Below are 20,290 nucleotides of genomic sequence, written 5' to 3'. Positions count from 1 at the left end.
TCTTTTTCTCCAAACCTTACCACTGCACAACAGGAAATTTCTTGAGAGCCAAGTATGATATTTTCATTCTAATAATTAATTGTAAAACACTTTTACTTACGAAAAAATAGACCTTGCTGTAACTAAAGAAATTCCTATTTTAGTGCCACAAAAATTTGAATTATTGACTCTTCCTAAGATTGCAAAAAGGGTCGTATATTTGTGAGAACAAGCCGCGTAAAAATAAGGTTATAAAAATAGAAGATTTAAATTATTTTCATAAGCTTAGGCAAAACAGTTCGTACGTAGGTTTAGTAAAAGTGAGCCAATATAGCTGATTTCAGCGTATAATGAAATTATTATCTAGAAAAGTTCGTATGTATCGTTTGGTAGACCAATTGATTCCAAAGAAAACAGCTCTCACGTTTCTTGGTTTTGGTTACTGAAAGTGGTTAAGTTATTAGTGAAATACATTGCTAGATTAATAGTAATTTCTTTGAGAAAGGTTGATGTAATTTACAGCAAAGACAAAGTTTAAAAATAGAAAAAAACTCTTTCGCAAGTTTAGTGCAAAATAAAACAGCGTGAAAATAAAATACTATAATACACATAAAAAATTACTTGCATTGCCAATTGTATTTATTAGCATATATCCATATCTAGTATAACATTAAGTTTTCATTCGAATATAGGCGGGGGGTTTTATGCTGAAAGTTGAACATTCATCGGATTATCTAAAAGATGAAGGAAGAGATTCACAAGCAGTTGAGTTGTTGAAGAAAAAACAACAGAGTAAAAGATCTTTGCAACCTAAATCTAGGTTAAGGCGGCAATATAATCCTGATGATATTAACATTGCAAAATTGTTTCTTGCAATACGTGAGCACAAAACAGGTAATCCTCAGTTAGATAAGATTAATGAAATTAAAGTGTTACTTATCCAGATACGAAATATCAATGATATTGATTTTAATGATAATGGTAATACACCACTGCATGTTGCTGTAAGCAAAGAACACGAGGATATTGTTAAGCTACTTCTGAAAAAAGGAGCAAAGGTTGATATCAAAAATAATATAGGCAGTAGTCCATTAGATATTGCTGTACGCCTTGACAATCAGATTATTATAGGAGAATTACAAAAATACTCTGAATTAGGGTCTTCTAATCAACAAGTTTCTTCGGTTCAGCAACAACCCAAAAATGATGATACTCTAAAAGAATTACAAACTAGAGAGCCTATTTCCATTTTCCAAAAGATAACTAAGGAAAAAGATCAGTCAAAAAAACAAAATCTTGAGGGTCTATTAAATAAATTAAGAAGTTCTTACCCTGATGACCTTAAAATAGGAGTAGCACTTAAAACAGGAGATTGTTTTTTTGACTCCGTAGCTCAAGGCTTGAATGAGTTAAAGGATAAAGGTCTGGTCGAAAATAGTGAAAGGTTTAATGTAAAATCACTGAGAAAAGATTGTGCAGATTATGCTAGAGAAAATAATAATAAAGATAGTTGGACCTATGAAGCAGTAATAAAAGACGCTGCTATTGGTGGCTACTTTGCTGCGCTAAAAGGTCCATATGGTCCTATACAAGACCCAAAAACTAAAATAAATGTAATAGATAAAGGGGAGACTTTTCGTAAATACTTAAAAGACATTAAGAATATGGCTACAGGAACTGATTATCCAGCTATATGGGGAAGACCCGAAATTGAAGGTCAAATGATTTCCAATAAGTATGGTGTGGTGCTTTGTTTTTATTCGACTAATGAAGAAAATGGTCAAAAAATTACAGTAACTAAAATTACACCAGATAATAATGACCCTGAAGTTTTTATAGAAGGAGTGAATTTTGATCAGTTACATAAAGATAGTAATGAAAAGGTCTTGAGAATAGTAAATTACAAGGAGCATTTTGTACCACTTCTTGGTGGTCTTACAGCAGATATTACAGAAAATGTAAAAGTTCCTAGAGAAGAAGTTTATGGTGTGGAAAATAAGAAAAGCTTTGATCTTGAAGAAGATAGTGATTTACATAATAATCAAGCACAACCTTTCGTTGATACCTTTACTACAGAAGGATTCGGCAACTGCTTTTTCCATGCAGTCTTTGGTGACAACAGCTCTGGTACATATAAAGCTGAAAGAGCACAAGATATGAGAATGGAATGGCACAAATTTTTAAGTCAATTTACATCTTTAAGTGATCCTAAGATGCCAAATCCTTTAAGAGATCAGCTAGAAAAGGTTTTTGATGGGTTTTTAAACACTCCAGGAGATTTAACTGTTAAATCTGAGGAAATAAAAGGATTGGCTGAGCAAACAAATAAGAAAATCGAGGAAGCTGACAGTAAGATTAAAGAATTACAAGAAGAAATTATAAAAAAATTTCGTGATGATGGTGACTTCAGAAAAGTAATATATCCAGTAATAGAAAAAGCTATTACTCAGCGTAATGAGCGTAATGTCGACTCTCCGAGAGACCAAAAAACTTTGCTCAGTATTGAAGACTTACTTAAAGAAGAAAATAAGGAGAGGTTATATAATGATATCATAGAAGATCTTGAGTCTTGTGCATTAATATTGAATTCTAGCCTCAGTAAAAAGGAGTATGGTAATACATATAACCCTAAAATTATAAAAGATTCATTTTTGAACGATGAAGTTCTCTATGAAACCTATCTAGAAGCAATAAGTGATAATGCATATTATGTGTTTTTTGAAGAAGTCCCTATTTTAGCATCTTTAGCTAATATCAAAATTACTGCTTATTATGATAATGGGAATAGACTTCAAGTATTTGAGCCAAACAAAGAATTACTAGGAAGTTACCAATCAGATGAAAATCTTTGGGGAGAAAAAGAGGAAGCTGTAATATTTCATAAAGGACTCCACTTTTCACATGCTACTATTAGTCATTCTTTACATTCTGATCCAAAACAGCGTAAGTCTTCTGAACATGGGCAGCCACTTTCTGGTAGTCATCAACTTAGCTCTAGTAGACAGCAGGAGTCAGAAATTTCTAGTCAAATAAATGATCGAGGAAAGCAAACACCTTCAGGAAAGTCAAGGCCAGATCACCAATCTTTTAGCTCTGAAATCAAAGAACCAGGAAAAAGATCAAAAACTCCTATTCCTGTAAGCCAATCTTCTGGTTTAGCTAATCAAAATGCTGCTTCGCAAGTTGATAGAAAAAAGAGCAGTAATGTGCTAGGTGAAGCAGATATGAGAAGTTCAAGGATACCACACTTGAAGTCTCAGGCAGGTTCTTCTCAGCAATCTTCTAATAATCGTCAGTCAGTTCGAGGTACTATTGATTCCGCTCAGCATCAACAAATAAATCCTAATTCTCCTAACTTTATTGATAGTGATGATGAAAGAGAAAAAAATACAGAGCTATTTTCTGCTATAAAGAATAGTAATCTGCAAAAAGTTCAGGAGCTGCTAAAAGCAGGAGTAAAGGTTAACATTATTGATAAAAATAATAAAGATAATACCCCTTTACACTATGCTATTGAAAGGGAAAAAAAAGAAATAGCTAAAAAATTACTGCAAAAGTGGAAAGCAGATATTAATGCTAAAAACAATAAAGGTGATACACCACTACATGTTGCTGTAAGTAAAGGGCATCAGGATATTGTTGAACTTCTACTGAAAGAAGGGGCAAAGATTGACATCGAAAATAATGCAGGTAAATCACCGCTAATCTTAGCTAATGAGCTTGATAATAGCAATCCTAATAAACAAGGCATTATTCAAATCTTAGAAACGTTATTGAGTTCAAAAACACAGATACAACCTCGACAAAGAACTAATATAGATGCTCAAGGTAAACAGGAAAACCGAGATGATCAGCGGCCAGGACCTTCTCGCCAAGTTAATAATCCAACACAATTGCATAAACAGTCATCAGTTAAGCAACACCCTGAGCAATCTCCTTCTGATAACAGTAATTTTTATCAAAAAAGAAGTGGAACTTCGGGTATTAGTGGACAGCTTTATGAGACTAAATTGTTAATGTTGATTTTGTTCAGGGCTTTAAATGATGAAAAGATAAACGAATTTTATTTAGGCACAAATGTTGATGGAGTAGGAGCTCTTGATGACATAATTTTTAGGTATAACTTGAGTGGACAAGAAAAACCAAGAGTTATATTTATACAAGCTAAGCATAAAGATAATTCTGACAATAAGAAAGTTACTGTTGGAGAAGTACAAAAAAAAGGTGGGGATTTTAGTTTACATAGTTACCTTGATAGTTACTTAAGAATTAAGTATAAGTTTAATCCAGAAAGTGATGATGTTATATTCAAAGGTGAATTTCAAAATATAGATTGTGACTTTGTTATTTATACCCCTGCTAAAGAGAACTTTAGTGAGAAAAAAAGCATAGAACAACCTAATACAGGTGATGTTCTAATTTATACAAGCGAAGAAGAAGGAAAGAGGTTTCAATTTGAGTATAAAGACGAGAATATCGGTCTTTTAGTAAAAATTGTGTCGGAATCACATACTAAAATACTAGCAGAGAATTTTGCAAAGTTCATTTTGTCTAGCACAGATAACATGATGTCAGACGGGCTTATAAAAAGCTACCATGTTGTCCTAGCACAAAAAGTTATAAGAAAAGTGAGCGATGGTAAATGGAAATTTCGCGATGAATTTTTTGAAAGTAAAGAAGACCTTTTGCGGATATTGAAGAAAGTACTTTGTGAAAAAATAGTATACGACAAAAAATCAACAACTAAACCAGAAGAAATAAGAGTTTTGGTTGAAGCAATGTTAGAGAACACATCTCCGGATACAATAAGCAAACTGATAGGAAGTGTGGTTACATTCGATTCTGAAGAGAGTAGGCTTAAATTCGTCGAAAAGGGCATTCCACAAGAAGTCATCGATTTAAAGAATAAATTGGAAGAAAAGGAAGTAACGCAAAAAATTGTTAATGACGCCATTTGGATAGCAGGAAAGAAAAAATTACAATCGCTTTCTTTAAAACTTCCTAGTACTTTTGGTAATCTTGATTTGGCGTTAAGAAAAGAAAAAAGATTAGAGCATTTAACCTTAAAGTTTATTGATTTGTTAAAAGATGGCAAGGTTACAAATAATTATGTTGTCACAATTGATGACAATATGGTTGGCAATCAAAAGAGATTAAACAAAGGAGACATAGCAATCAATGGAGGTATTGGAGGTTTAGTAGGTAATCTACTTATCTTCGACGAAGAAACAAGTATGCTTAAATTTAATAATAATGAAGAATCATTGCCAAAAAATGCTAAGCAACTTTTTCAGAAATTGAAGGACAAAATTGAAAAAGAGAACGGTTTAACAAACAAAAAACTAGATAGTTATAGATTTGAAATTAATGTTAAGAATTTCCCTAGGCTTTCATTAATCGATGAAAAACATGATAAAAGTTTGGTAAGAGAGTTTCTAGACAAAATAAAGTTTTTTACAAATCAAGCTAAAGAAGATGGAGTAGAGGAAATTTTAAAGCAAGAAATAAGCGAATATTATCTACAAAACAGAGAATCTCTTTTTGATATTAAAACTGATGCAATTTTTCTGGACGTACACGATAAAGTGCAAAAATGGTGGAAGTTGCCAAAAGAGGCTCCATACTTAACAAAAAGTTGCAGTTATTTTAATGAAGTAAAAGACAGGATTATTAATAATCCAATATTAAATATTCTAAGGATTATATATTTTCATAAGATTAAGGGCAGTGATATTGAATTTAGCTCTGATTCAATTAAAGAATTGAAGTTAGAAGATTTTGTAAGTGATCCTAATAAACAAATTTTAAATATTATTGCAAAGGAAAAGCTACTAAGTGCTGTTAAGTTAGTTCAAAATTTTGTAACTGCTGATTTTATAGACTTAGATTATCTGTATTCTCTTGGAGGGGATAATGACTATTTAGAAAAAGCAATAACTGAATTGAAGCAAAAAGGAGGAGAAAATAATATATTAGTAATTCACTGTAATGACATAGAGGTAGAAAGAGTAGATGAATTATACAAAAGAGTAGATGAATTATACAATCGATTATCCTCAATAATACAGTCTAATAGTAATAAAAAAGTTATTCTCATTACTCAAGAGCAAGATCCTCTAGCTGCTAAATTTAAAGAGGATTCCTCTACTAAATATACTGAAAAAAAAGATGAAAGAAATATCTTAACTGATCTTACAACTGAGTCACAAGAAAAACTTCTAGAAAGAGAAAAAGTCATATTTCAAGGAAAGGAGGTAAGTTTAGGTACATTAGTAGATGATGGGTCAAAACATCTACTAGATGGAGAAGTATTATCTAAGCTTATTAATAAGGAGAAGGTAAAGATAGGTAAAGCACTCATAGATTCAAAGTATGAGGATATTAAGGATTATTATATTTCCCGAACATTTAATCGCCAAGTAAAGATCAAAAAAGAAATTTTGAAGGAAAAAGACTCTAAGTTTCTTGTAACTTATAGCAGTCAAGTGAATAGGCAAAACCTTAAGGAAGATCAGGATATAGTATTAATTTCTGATACAGGTGAGGATTTTAAGCATTTATGTGATAATCACAAAAACACAATATTTATTGGCTCAAAAAGGAGGGAGATGATTTGATATGGCAGAAATCTTATGGTACTCTATCTAAATTAAGAAAGTCTGTAGATACAAATGCACAGGCTATTCAGGAGTATAAACCAGAGAAAATTACAGATATAACAGACAAAGTAGTAATTATTTCTGCTGAACCTGGTATGGGCAAGTCTACTGTACTGACTCCTTTAGCATTAAAGACAAAAGAATCTTTGTGGATTGTAAGAATCAACTTGCTGGATTATTCAACTGAATTAAAAATAGAAACAGAGAAGAAAACAAAACTTAACGAGGCAGAAGCGATAAAATTCCTATACAGGATTGTAGGTTTTCAACTCTTTCAAGGAGAAAAAGAAGAAACAACAGAAAAGAAGGGGAAAAGGGAACAAACGGTAGAAAATGTTCTCCATGCTATAACTGTAAAAGACAGTAAAATAAGTTTGGACAGAAAAAGCACTCAGGATCTGGACTTATTAGAAATAGAGCTATTTAATAATTTTTATAATCAGGGCAGGATTGTTTTACTGTTTGATGGGTTTGATGAGATTAGCCCTGACTATACAGAAAAAGTTATTGAGTTACTGCAAGTTCTAAAAAATTCTAAAGTAGAAAAGCTATGGATAACTACTCGTCCTTATAATTTTATTCAAGAAGAACTAGAAGATCAACTTAGTGTATTTTCATATTCATTAAAGCCACTCCTTCTCGAAGAACAGAAAGGTTTTTTAAGGAAATTTTGGAAAGAAAAGTTGAAACTTAATGAATTAGATGAGCAACGCTCAGGAGTTTTTATTGATGAATTACTAGGTAAGCTTCCTAAATCCATAGGTGATAAAGATTTTATGAGTATACCGCTACATGCATCTATGGTTGCTGAAGTTTTCACAGATGCATTCAAGAGTTTTTATGACTCTAATAAGCAGGAGCTTTCTGATGAACATAAAAGGAAAATTGAAGAGCAGGATTTGGTTACTTTATATGAGAGATTTATTGACATAAAGTTTTATAAAATTCGCTTTGGAGAAAAGAAGCCTGGTATGAATATTGACGATCCAGATATGAAAGGGATGGTTGAAGAAGGACGCGAGAAACTTATAGAAGATCATATGAAATTAGCTTTATATGCAATCTTTAACGAAGATGAAGTAAAGAAGTTGCTTACTGGAGAAGAAATGGACAAAGTACGCGGATTAATTGACGATATAAAAGAAGGGAAAGAAAGTACAGGTATTATTGAACAAGTTATTGATAATAAGCCTAGATTCATTCACCGTACTTTTGCTGAATATTTTGCTGCTAGTTACTTTTGGGAAAGGTTTAAGTCAGTTAAATCTGATAAATTTGAGGACTTTGTTGAGAATATTATAACTAAAAACCTAATTGAGGATGATAGGATACAAATTTCTAAGTTTCTTCAATTAAAAGCAAAAAAAGATTTTGAAAGCAACATCGACTTTCCTGATAAGCAGAATAAGCTGAGAACCCTACTCACAAAGCTTCTTGATCAAACAACACGATATGATTATAATGGCAACGGTAAACAATCAACCAAACTGTTATTTGGGATAGTTGAGTTTTCTTTGTCGACAAAAGAAAAAAGTAATGTAGACGTTATTGAGAATAATGATCAACTAAAATTATTATGCGTATCTGCTGAAATGGGGTATATAAAACTTGTTGAAGCCTTAGAAACAAAACTTAATAAAGAATTTTTACAGAAATATCTAAAACGTGATAAATGGTTCTATAGTCCCTTATGGTTAGCGGCTCAAAATGCTCACCTAGATGTTTTAGAAGTTCTCGTTAAAAAATTTTCTTATGATCCTAATTGGAAGGATAAGGATTCAGAGACTTTAGTTCAACGTATATTTCAAAAGATTGAATTTGATGTTCTTAGATCTTGTTTAAAGCTAGATATAGTTGATGGTAAACCTTATGAAGATTTAAATCATCGACAAGAATTGCCAATACTTGAAGCTTTTCAGTACGTTGCCCCGTCAGATGTAATTGAATTGTTAATAGAAAAGACTGATAGTAACCTTGTTAATGGATTTAAATATCCTGAAATTAGTAGTCAGATCTCCCCTGCCCAATTGATTGCCGTACAATCCCTCAAATATGGTAAAGAAATAACTGAGCTCGCTATAAAAAAGGGTATTGATTTCTCTGATGTTATAAATGTATTGCTTTTTGAATATTGTTACGAGAGCTTAAATAGTCCTATAAATAAACTGAATTATGCTAGTAATAGTCAGCCTTCTTTTCATTCTGATAAAGAGTTTTTGAATTTATTTGAGAGAATCGAACTGTTACTAAAAGCTGGTGTAGGATATAATCATAAGGATATTAAATATTCAAAAACAACACTACAGTATGCTAAGCAGATACACTACATCCATGAGCTTTTAGATGGAGTACATAAGTTGCACAATCAGAAGATTAATAAAAGTAGTAATCCACTAGGCACTATACTAAAGCTAATTATTGATAATGTAGGTAGTTCTCCTGACTTCGAAGGTTATGAATTTGTTGAGAGTCATCAACAAGGAATATCTTTATCGCTTAATTACAAGGATGAATCATCCAAATATAATAAAAGAATACCTCTTCTACCAGATAATATACCAAAACTACTTTTTAAGTTTTATGAGGATAGTAATACTAATCTAGTAGAAAATGCCTTAGGTAAATTTCGTGATTATATAACTAATGCTAAAGAAGAAATAGGGGCATTCAAACAGTACCCTGATAGCAAGGTATATAATGAAATTTTGACTGGTTATAGAGAGATGCTTAAGTTCAATGATTATCAACACTTATATCATCAATTTTATTCACTAGACGAAAGAAAAGAGAAAGAAAATCGATATCAATCTCTTGATGACTATGAACAAGATTTGCTGGAACGGGTATTAAATTTGTATATAAGACAAGATTATGAAATTAATGATGCGTTAAAAGAAGTAGAAGAAGAAGTATTAAGATTGAAAGAAATAATAAATAAGCTAAAAGAAAATTCAGGTCATAAAAAATATGAGACTGGAGAAATATTAGATATATTAGCTATAAAAAGCATGGATACAAATGAAGAATTACAAGATTTGATATCAAAAATCTATGAATGTGGTGGTATTCAATTCTTGAGTGAAACTTGGTTGCATTTAAATCTTATAGGTCAGCAAAAAATAATGGGAACATTAGAACTGATGTTCAAATTTGCTGATCAATCATCAAAAATTCTTGAATTATTAAAGAAACTGGATGATTCATATAAGACCCTTACCGAGGCTATTAAAAATAAAGACTATCAAATGATAAATAATATATTACAAGATCAAGATATAGAACCTGATTTCATAAAAGCAATTATTAATGGTCAAGATGATAAATATGGCTCACCACTACACTATGCTGCTTTTAAAGGCGATGTTCAAGTGACCAAAATCCTTTTAGAGAGTGGAGCAAATCCTAATCTTAAGATGCAAGGAAGTGGTATATTATTAAGTACTGCAGATGAAACCCAGAAAGATGAAGATTTGGAATATAAATATCAAGGTTGCACACCATTACACGTAGCAGCCCTCAATAAACAATTAGAAGTTGCTAAGATTTTGGTAAACGACTGGGACGCTGATGTTAATGCTATGAGTACAGGTTGGCAAGTAACTCCTCTGCATATGGCTGCTGAAAGTGGAAACTTGGATATGGTTAAATTCCTTGTTAAAGAAGGTAAAGCTGATGTTAATGCTATGAGTACAGGTTGGCAAGTAACTCCTCTGCATATGGCTGCTGAAAGTGGAAACTTGGATATGGTTAAATTCCTTGTTGAAGAAGGTAAAGCTGATGTTAATGCTAAGAACAAAGATGAAAGGACACCTCTTTACTTGTCTGCTAGAAAGGTAAAATTGGATGTAATTGACTTCCTTGTTGAAAAAGGTGGTGATCTTAATGTTAAGGACAAATATGGAAAGACACCGCTGCAAAGTATTGACTATGAAAACTACAGCTTTGATGACTTTGTTTTTACAGTACCAGGTGCTTTGAATAATAATGATGAGGACAAACGTAATGTGTTAATCCTACAATGGGCTGCTTATTTTGGAAACTTGGATGTGGTTAAATCCCTTGTTGAAAAAGGCGCTGATGTTAATGCTAAGGACGAACTTAGTAGGTCACTGATATACTATGCTGCTTATTCTGGAAACTTGAATGTAATTGAATTCCTTGTTGAAGAAGGCGCTGATGTTAATGCTAAAGAAGAAGGTGGAAGGGCACCGCTGCACACTGCTGTTCAATTAGGTTACTTAAAGATAGTAAAATTACTCTTAGAAAAAGGAGCGCATTATGATGTTCAAAATGCACAAGGTAAGACACCGCTAGATCTAGCAAAGTCTGGATCTGTTAAGAATCTACTTAGTGACATTGATAAATTATTTCAAGATGTTCAAGATGGTAAAGAAGATAAAGTTAATTCTTTATTAAAAGGAAAAGATGATGACACACTTAAAGCAGTTCTCCACGCTCGTAATCGTAATCAAAAAACACTTCTAAAATTTGCTATTGCTAATAAGCAGCAAGATATTGCAAACTTGCTTATAGAAAAATTAAGACTTATTCAGTCTTCTGATCAGCAGCAAGAAGCTGTAAAACAAGGAGGTGAAGTTTCAGCTAAAGAATGTTTACCGAGCACAAGTTCAGGAAGGAGTAAGAGAGAAGCTATTGGTGAAAAGTGTTTATTCACCTGGGAAGATGTAGATGAGTTTAATGAGGAGAAGGATGAAAAAAGAGATTTAAGTAAGATTAAGATAGATAGTGAAAGGTTTGTCAGTTACATTAAAGATTTACCGAAAGAAAAGCAGAGTCAGCTAATTCAATTGGCAAGTGAGGTTAAAATCGGAGATAGTTCTCAAGGTCTCGTAAGTAAGCTAATTGGCAATCAAAAAGTCATGAATCATTTGGGTAGAGTAGCAGGCATGACCATGCACGGAATGATGGCTAAAAATGTTCTCGCTGACTTTTTAAATGGTAATTATCAAGGTGCAGCAATCAATGTTGGTTTTATAGCCGGTGGTCAAGGATTTGCTAAAGTTGCTGAAGCTGCATCTCTTAAAGGATTAAAACTAGCTGAAGAGGGAAAATTATTAGTTGGTCAATCTTTAAAAGCAGCATCTCCTTTTCTTGCTCGCGGTACTTCTGCTTTTGTTGTCTATGATCTAGTAAATCAGATAAAAGCATTTAAAAATGGTACAGAAGAGGCACTAGTTGGTGTAGTAGGAGATAGTATTTACTTAGGTGTTGACGCTGCAGAGATTGGTGTGGAAGTTGCTGAAGCTTTTGGAGTACTGGAAGGAGTATCAAGTGTTACTGGTCCTATTGGAGCTACAATTGGCGCTGTAGTATTTGTTGGCACTGATATTTATATGGCAGTAAAGAGAGTTGATAAAATTGATCAGATTATTCATCTAACTGGAGATGAGAAGTTTGTTGAAGGTTTACGTGCGTTTATAGGTATGAAGCCCGAACAATATATAGAAGAGCTCATGGAGAAAAAACAACTTTATAATCAGTTAGTTAAGCAAGGACTTGGGTATTTAAAACAGCATAGTGATATTCAAAGCTATGTTTTTCCTACTACTGATAAACTAGATAGTAAAGTACTACTTGATAGAAAAAGAACGGGTATAAGATGGAGCAGAGCAAGACCCGATGATTTAAATGAAGGTCGAGTATTTTGTTTACCACAGGGAAATGATGAGCCTGCACCAGATTATGGATCATATCTATGTGAAAATGCAATTGGTATATTCGCAAATAAAACAGGAGATCATACTTTAATTAATCTCGGAGAAGGTAAAGATTACGCAAAAGGATTTTTAAATAGTCCAAATATCTTTGTAGTGAATAATGGCTCTAAAGAATATTATGGAGGAAATAAAGACGATATATTTGTTTTACAGGCAGAGTACATAAAGGGACATCTATCTGGAGAAGGTGGAATCAATACTTTAGATACAACATTGTTTGCTTTACAGGAAGAGCAATTAAACATTCAATTAGAGATAGGAGAGATAGCAGACTATTTCAGAGACAATTGGCTAAAAATATGTGAAATAAATAAGGTAATAGGAAGAGCAAATAAAGCAGAGACAATAACAGTTTCCTGTGATGGTTGTAATAGTAATGTAAGACTGATAGATGGTCAAAGTGGTAATGAAGAAATTAAAGATAGAATAAACATAATAGATGATAGCTGTGATTATCAAATGCAAATAGTAGTAAGGCCTAATACGGCAGTATACAATCGAGCATTGAAAGGAAGCTTTGATTATCTAGTACCATTAAATAGCAGTGGAAGTGCTGAGGTTAGTTTTATCTATGGCCCTGAAAGATTTAATGTAAACAACACGTTTTGGTTTGCATATCAGGCAGTTGATATAAAAAGTATCGATGTAAAATATATAAATGTTTTTAACAGAACTGAACATGAAGTAAAATTCAATTTTGTTGAGTCAAATAAAGAATTTAATGTCACAATCTCTTATTCAGAAAATCCTGCTTACAGACTAGGAAAGAGTGGTGAGATAAGAATAGGGAATAAAGGTAATTTGTATATGCTAGAAAGTAGTGATAAGTCTAGTGAAGAGGTGATAAGAGACTATTTACCTGTAGCAAATAGAGTAAGTAAAATGTCATTTTTTATACAATCAGTTTTAAGTAATGAGACAGTGGTAATAGGAAGTGGAAATCATGAAGTAATACATAGCAATCCAGCGTATAGGAGTCATTTAGTGGGTAACGGTGGTGAAAATGTATATGTAATTGATTCTGAAACTACTGAGGTTATTATTCATGATGTTGATGAGGAGAATTCAATAGATACGATTGACTTAAGAAATGTAGTAAGGCAGGTAAGAGGTGAACTCTCAAATCAAGATAATTTTCAATTAAAAGTTCTAAAATCTGCAAATGATTTGTTATTAGAAGCAACAGTAGTTGAAGTGAAGCCAACAGAAGATTCATCTGTGAGTAAGATGAGAAAACATGAGTATTGTACTGTGAGATTAAAAGATGGGGTTAATTGGTATAACAAAACTCATGTGATTGTGGATAATGCTCCTATGAAAATCAACCTTGATAATAATGAGTGGAGTTTGAAACCACAGCCTTTGATGTTTGAAAGGGATAAGGAAATTATTGTGGTCACGAATCAAGATATAGAACAAGGTAGTGAAATTATTACACCGAGAAAAGGAGGAAATTATAAGTTTGTTCGTAGTAATGATAATGATCTAATGATAACTAATGCTTTTGACTTGACTATTACTAAGAATGATCTCTGCACTATTACACTTAGTAAGTTCTACGAAACACCGAGAATGAAAACATTATTCATAAAGTTTGCTGATAAGGAAATAATTCTAAAAGAGCATCAGGAAGAAATAAGTACGGCAAGAGATGTGAATGTTGTGAAAAAAGAACATAAGGATCAAGTCTATAATGATGTTTTCAATCCAGAAGTTATGATGTTGTCTGATCAACCTGTAACGCACAGACATAGGCATAGTAGACATAGAGAGCAAGCTCGTCATCGTCGGAGTACAACAAGTAGTAGCACAAGACCAACTGGATGGATAAATGATTTATTTGGTTGGGTAAAAAGCTCAATAAGTGGATTATTAAGTTCTAAACCTGAAAGTACTAAAAGTCCAATCTCACAAGTAGATGCAAAAATGGATGTAAATGGTACGATAATTTTACTTGACATGCTCATTAGAAAAGTTACAGGTCAGAAGTATGTTTCTACAGCAGATCAGTCTATATCTCCACTAGAAGCACAGGGATATGCACTCAATATTACAAAGGGATTTGAGAAAGTAGTAGAGCAAGCTGGATTAAAAAGTGGTGTATCAATGCACCGGTTAAATATTGATTATATGGGAATGCAAAAAGAGATTACTAGAAAAGTCATGAGTGGTAAATTTAATGAGATTTCAGGGATTTTAAGCTCATATGTAGAGAAAGCATGTCCTGACGGAGAAGCTGGATATCCTGGTAAATTAAGTCCGAAAAAGTTTGACAAGTTTATGATTGAATTTAATAAGGGGCTAGATGTAACATTAAATCAATCAATAGAGCACAACGGAGATGGTAGATTAGAAGTTGATGTTGTAAAAGAACAGAAAACGAACTCAGGGCCCCAAAGTTATTTAAGTAATGCTTCCGTTCAAGGTCATTTAACTCAGAATAAGGTTAAATTAATTTCTTAATCTCATCTAAAGAAAGGCCGGTTATTTCAGCGATAACATCAATAGAGACACCGGCCTTAAGTGAGTTTTTTGCAACTTCGATTTTACCTTCGATTTTACCTTCGATTTTACCTTCAATTTTACCTTTTTCATGGCCGATTTGGATGCCTTCTTGTCTACCTTTTTCTTGACCTACTCTAAGACCCTCATCAAATTTTTGAGCAAAAGCAGCAATCTCATCCATTATGCGTTTTTTCATTTGTTCATATGCTAGTAACTCTTCTTCTGACCAATTAAACTTATTCATCTCTTCATAAGCTCGTTTTATTATTACGTCACTACCAACTATCTTATCTAGATCCTCTTCCCTTGTTTCTGCTGCATATCGGAAAAAATAACACCATTTTTCTACTATATTTTCTAGTTGGTCTTCTTTTGTCTTTGTAAATTTAGGTAGTTCTATGAATACGAAGTAAAAATCCTTCAAGTCATGTTCAAAGCTATTTTGATCTAAAATGACATGATTAGATTTGTAATCAGCCTTATCTGGAAAAATAATACAATCAGCAACAGCAATAAAGATAATTTCCTTGAGATTATGATAATTATCACCTTGATCAGCTTGACTTGAGTAGGCTTTGGCAGCATAATATTGAGCGCGTTTTTCGAAGCCTTTGGTCTTAGTAAACTGCATTTCTATTATGTATCTTGAACCTTGAGAGTCTTTACAAAGAACATCGACAATACTCTGCTTTTTAGCGGCAATTTCAGGGTCCAAAATGGTAGCTAAGAATTCAACATCGTGAATAGCAGCTAAGCCAGTGAAGCCTAAAATATCGTTCAAGAAATGAATGAGAATATCTTTATTCTTCTCGGTGCCAAATATTCTTTTAAAGGCATAATCATTGCGTGCATCAAGAAATTTAGAAAAAGCCATGAGAAAGTAAGATAAAAAGCATTAATAATTATACACAATTGTGAAGAAATATTCAACTAAAATGCAAACATTTTGTATATCTTTATTTGGTAGTATTAACCTGTATAATATTTATGGCAAATATCTCAATAAGGTATCAGATAGCACAAAAAGTAAGGAGCTGGAGGTTAAAGAGAAAATATACTCTGAAAGTCTTAATAGACAAAACAAGCATAAACTACCACACGCTGCTAAGATATGAGCAAGGAACATGTGGCATTCCAATTGAAAAGTTAAAAATATTAGCAGGGGCATTATCAATTCCTATTAGAAATCTATTTCCCAAACGAAAGGTGCTAAGAGAAAATAGCTGTTTTGATAAAGCTAAGGAACAAGCAATGTATAATCTAATGCAAGGATACATACAAATAGGAGAGCGAGAATTACGCAAGGTGGTTTATGCTTTGACCCAATCTATTCAAGCTGAAAAGGAAAGTAATATCAAAGCAGCAAGAATAAGAATTGCGAGGAATCTAGTTAAGGCAGGGTTTGATACTGAGATTATCTATCGAGCAACAGGCTTATCAACTGAGGAATATGCTGATAAAGAGAGATACGAGCCAAACGGAGGACAAGAGATCAAGAAGTGGAGAATAATAAGAGGATATACACAAAGCAAAAAAGCTTAATGTAGGGCCCTCACAGATACATCATTATGAACAAGACTCTTTTAAGTGAAAGGTTGTGGGAGATAGAAAGAGAATTGTCAGTGAATGCTGAAGATCTGATAAAGGAAGAAGATAATTATGAAGATGGTGAAGCAGAAAATGATTTATTAAGTTTGGCGAGGGAATATAGAAAAATTGACAATCAGGAATCACGAGATGAACTGGACATATGGGTAGAATTTTTCTTGCAAAGAAAGCAAATTTACAAAGAGAAGATTAGTAAAATAGAGGGTTCTGTCGCATCTATAAATTGTGGTACAAGAAGATCGTTAAACTGGGATTATGGGAGTTATAGAGCAATTAGCATAGCAAAATTCTCAAAAGTAGAAACATTATCATTAGCCCCGATAATTTGTCTTTTTTGAATCATACGAATATTTTCTATGCCGGTAATGGTAATCTTTGGGGAGTGTTAAATAAACTGTGTCAAACCGAAAAAAAAGTAATAAATTGATATAAAAAAATGGAGGTTTGACAATGAGTCAGAAAGTAGTAAACAGAACTACCGGTTTGGTAGATTATAAAGAATTAGAAACAAATATCCTGTCGTCTATACGAGAAGGAAGACCGTTGACAGGAAGAGATGGAGCATTAACACCGTTTATAAAAAAGTTGCTGGAGGTAAGCCTGGAAGGTGAAATAGAAAACCACTTGTCGGCCGAAAGCGAAGAGAATAATCGAAGAAATGGGAGGAATGCAAAGACTTTACGTACAAGCGCAGGGTCATTTGAGCTTTTGACGCCAAGAGATAGGGAAGGAAGTTTCGAACCACAAATAGTCAAAAAAAGGCAAACAAACTTACATCCAGAGCTTGAAACGAAGATTTTGAGCACATTTGCCAGTGGTATGGGCTATAGAGATATAGTGTCACATGTTGAGGAAATTTATGATCACAAAATATCGGCGGCAGAGATATCAAGTATTACTGACAAATTGCTACCAGTAATCAACGAATGGCGTAGTCGCCCGCTGCAGTCTGTATATCCGATAGTTTTCATGGATGGCATGTTTTTTAAAGTCAAAGAGGACGGGCATTGCGTAAGTAAATGCATGTATAACATATTAGGCATAGATCAAAATGGCAAAAAAGAAGTATTAGGTTTTTATTTGGCTGAAAGTGAAGTTCTGGTTGGGAGTGCTAAATGACCTCAAAGAAAGAGGAGTAGAAGATATCCTTATTGCCTGCGTTGATGGGCTGAAAAGCTTTCCTGCAGCTATAAACAGTGTCTTTCCTAATGCGGAAGTGCAGATGTGTATAGTGCATCAGATACGCAACTCACTGAAGTATGTGGCCAGTAAAGATGCGAAGAGTTTTTTGAGCGATTTAAAGAAGGTATATCAAGCTTCAAGCAAGGAAATTGCCGAGAATTATCTGTTGGAATTGGATGAAAAATGGGGCACAAAGTACCCTATGGTTATAAAATCTTGGCAGAATAATTGGGAAAACTTGTCTGGTTATTTTAAGTATTCTGGTCCAGTTAGGAGGATAATCTACACCACCAATCCCATAGAGGGGCTACATAGGCAAATTAGGAAATTCACTAAGACCAAAGGCTCATTTACCAGCATAAATGCCTTGTATAAGCAGGTATATTGTGCTATAAAGAAGGTAGAGGAAAAGTCGACGATGCCTGTACATGATTGGGCATTAACTATCTCTCAACTTGATGTTTTCTTTCCTGGCAGATTGAAAATTGAGTTGAACTAAAAATGCGGTTTGACACAGTTTATTTAACACTCCCAATCTTTGCGGAGTGGAAGCTCTTAAAACCAAGCATTGGCTTTATTCGTTTTTTGATAAATCTATGATCTTGTTCGACAATATTATTTAGATATTTTATTTGAAAAACCATGATTCTACAATCTTCAGAAATTTCTGTATTCAAATCATCAAGAGCAGCAGTATTACTGCCGCTTTTATCAATTACTACTTTCTCAGGAAGGTTATTCTCTCTAAAGGCTTTACGAAAGAACGCAAGTGCCGCAGACTTGTCTCTACGAGCACACAACAGAAAGTCTACAGTATTACCAATAGTGCTCTGTATAGATAAACCCATTTGCCGTTTAATTTAACGTAGGTCTCTCCAGCTACTGCCAACCTGCTTCTTCCTTTTCCTTACCGCTTCATCTATCAGTGGTGATAACCCACCTTTGTAACGTAGCATTTTGCTCCCCTTATACTCAGCATTTCTTCCAAATCTCGATAGCTCAAAGAGAATCTACATTTCATATATACAGATAACATTATTATCTCTGCTGAAAAGCTAAATCCTTTGAAATATGGCAATAATTTTGAACTAATACGAAACATCTTTGCTTTTTTTTAGATGATCATATCACTTCTTTTCTACTTTCCTACAAATGTTACATACCAGGATTTATAGATGCGACAGAACCTTCCTAAGTGCTATGTTGTGAGAAAAGAAGGGTGTATTACTGAGTTTGGAATACTTATACCAAATTCCATTACTAATCGAACAAATAAGAAACATTACAAACTCGTTTAATAGTAGCACTGGAAATACTGACAATAAAATTACACAGAACATCTTCAAGTAAGCCTATGGTATCGTAGACTCTGTTGCGTAAAGTATTGTGTTTGATATATTGCCACAACCTCTCAACAGGATTCAGTTCTGGTGAATAAGGAGGCAAGTATATAATGGTAATGTTTTTCTGAATTTTCAAACTTTTTGATCTATGCCAGCCTGCACAATCCATTACAAGAAAGGCTTTTTTCGTGCCTAAATCTTTCGACATCTGCTCCAGAAATATATTCATACAATCAGTGTTTACATATGGAGCAAGTAGGCTAATTTTCTTACCACTTCTTGGATTTACCGCACTGTAGATATAGAAATTTTGTCTACCAATTTTCATTTTAACCTGCGTTCTGACCCCTTTTTTAAACCATCCATGTCCGATTTTTGAATGAGTTCCAAATCGTGATTCATCAAAAAAATACCTCCTTTTCAGGGTGGGAATTGACTATTTTATTGAAGTATTTTTTAAACTCTTCTTGCTTGTTTTTATCTTGTTTATGGTGAATTGGCCTCGGTGTTATGTAAGAAAACTTCATCCTTTGTATCTCACGATGCACTGTTGATTTGCTAATGTTTAGGCCAAATTCCTCTGAGATTTTTATTTGCACTTCCTTAATAGTAATATTTGGATTTCTTTCTACCCATATTTCAATTTGCTCACGTTGATTTTTGTTTAATTTGCTTTTTCTTCGCCGCTGAGAAGGGGAAAATAATTTTTCTACTCTACCAAATTTTAGATGCTTTATCCATTCAGTCAAAGCAGTCCTTGAAATTTTACATATTCTTGCCACAGCGCTTATACTACTTTCTTTTCCTGCTATCACCGCTTGTAACTTTTTTGAAACATATGCGTTATTTCTGACCTTTTTTAACATTTCTTTCGCCAAATTTACAACTTTTTCGTCTAACAGTTTTGACCTTAATGCCATTTATACCTCTCTATTTTATCTACTTTAGTATCACTTCTTTCCCATTATTGTCTATCTGTTCTTTACATAGTGGGAATTGGTATTACGTTTAAATTATTTGATACCCAAAATTAAGGAAGCCATTTTAAACGGCACACAACCTCAGCATCTAAAACTAGCTGATTTGAAGGAAATATCACTCTCATGAGAGGAGCAAATGAAGGTGCTTTACGGACAAGAGTCTTAATAATAGTCTTCTATATTATTGTTAATAAACACCACCATAAAATATCTTACTATTACCCACAAATAAAAACATAGTATTGTATTTACTCAAATAATTTAATTTTATTAACCTGAAAGCTTATTGGATTAAA

General features: G+C 33.2%; 6 protein-coding genes and 2 pseudogenes. 5 read left to right on the top strand and 3 right to left on the bottom strand.

Annotated features, from left to right (window positions below; translation table 11 throughout):
- Positions 1 to 683 precede the first annotated feature (683 nt).
- Together WP_RS01455 and WP_RS07080 are read left to right on the top strand one after the other, a co-directional pair.
- On the top strand, positions 684 to 6,596 hold the full coding sequence (locus WP_RS01455; protein WP_012481794.1) for an ankyrin repeat domain-containing protein: 5,913 nt from the start codon (positions 684 to 686) through the stop codon (positions 6,594 to 6,596).
- Positions 6,593 to 14,839: an ankyrin repeat domain-containing protein gene (locus WP_RS07080; RefSeq protein ID WP_012481793.1), complete on the top strand. Its 8,247-nt coding sequence runs from the start codon at positions 6,593 to 6,595 to the stop codon at positions 14,837 to 14,839. The genes WP_RS01455 and WP_RS07080 overlap by 4 nt, the downstream gene beginning before the upstream one ends.
- On the opposite strand, the gene WP_RS01445 is transcribed toward WP_RS07080, so the two are convergent.
- Positions 14,823 to 15,755: an Rpn family recombination-promoting nuclease/putative transposase gene (locus WP_RS01445; protein ID WP_012481792.1), complete on the bottom strand. Its 933-nt coding sequence runs from the start codon at positions 15,753 to 15,755 to the stop codon at positions 14,823 to 14,825. The genes WP_RS07080 and WP_RS01445 overlap by 17 nt on opposite strands.
- 113 nt (positions 15,756 to 15,868) lie before the next feature.
- On the opposite strand from WP_RS01445, the gene WP_RS01440 reads away from it, so the two are divergent.
- The 3 genes and pseudogenes from WP_RS01440 (at position 15,869) to WP_RS01435 (ending at position 18,170) form a co-directional block, all read left to right on the top strand.
- A complete protein-coding gene (locus WP_RS01440) occupies positions 15,869 to 16,423 on the top strand; it encodes a helix-turn-helix transcriptional regulator (RefSeq protein ID WP_007301903.1) in 555 nt (184 codons plus the stop codon).
- Positions 16,424 to 16,449: 26 nt separating this feature from the next.
- Positions 16,450 to 16,827 carry a hypothetical protein gene (locus tag WP_RS07835; RefSeq protein ID WP_007302984.1) on the top strand — a complete coding sequence of 126 codons (378 nt, stop codon included), beginning with the start codon at positions 16,450 to 16,452 and terminating at the stop codon, positions 16,825 to 16,827.
- Positions 16,828 to 16,939: 112 nt separating this feature from the next.
- Positions 16,940 to 18,170: pseudogene (locus WP_RS01435) on the top strand (IS256-like element ISWpi15 family transposase).
- Positions 18,171 to 18,204: 34 nt separating this feature from the next.
- On the opposite strand, the pseudogene WP_RS07075 reads toward WP_RS01435, so the two are convergent.
- A pseudogene (locus tag WP_RS07075) lies at positions 18,205 to 18,773 on the bottom strand (IS6 family transposase); the annotation flags it as partial.
- A gap of 158 nt (positions 18,774 to 18,931) precedes the next feature.
- A protein-coding gene (locus WP_RS07070; protein ID WP_076611169.1) for an IS630-like element ISWpi10 family transposase occupies positions 18,932 to 19,934 on the bottom strand; the annotation gives its coding sequence in 2 pieces (ribosomal slippage) (positions 18,932 to 19,423 and positions 19,425 to 19,934; 1,002 coding nt in all).
- Between the last annotated feature and the right edge of the window lie 356 nt (positions 19,935 to 20,290).

This window comes from Wolbachia endosymbiont of Culex quinquefasciatus Pel, from assembly GCF_000073005.1.
Classification (GTDB): Bacteria; Pseudomonadota; Alphaproteobacteria; order Rickettsiales; family Anaplasmataceae; genus Wolbachia.
This window is presented reverse-complemented; position numbering and strand designations above follow the sequence as displayed.

Coding starts and splice junctions, on each gene's coding strand:
- WP_RS01455 (WP_012481794.1), top strand. CDS start 684: ATGCTGAAAGTTGAACATTCATCGGATTATCTAAAAGATGAAGGAAGA.
- WP_RS01445 (WP_012481792.1), bottom strand. CDS start 15,755: ATGGCTTTTTCTAAATTTCTTGATGCACGCAATGATTATGCCTTTAAA.
- WP_RS01440 (WP_007301903.1), top strand. CDS start 15,869: ATGGCAAATATCTCAATAAGGTATCAGATAGCACAAAAAGTAAGGAGC.
- WP_RS07835 (WP_007302984.1), top strand. CDS start 16,450: ATGAACAAGACTCTTTTAAGTGAAAGGTTGTGGGAGATAGAAAGAGAA.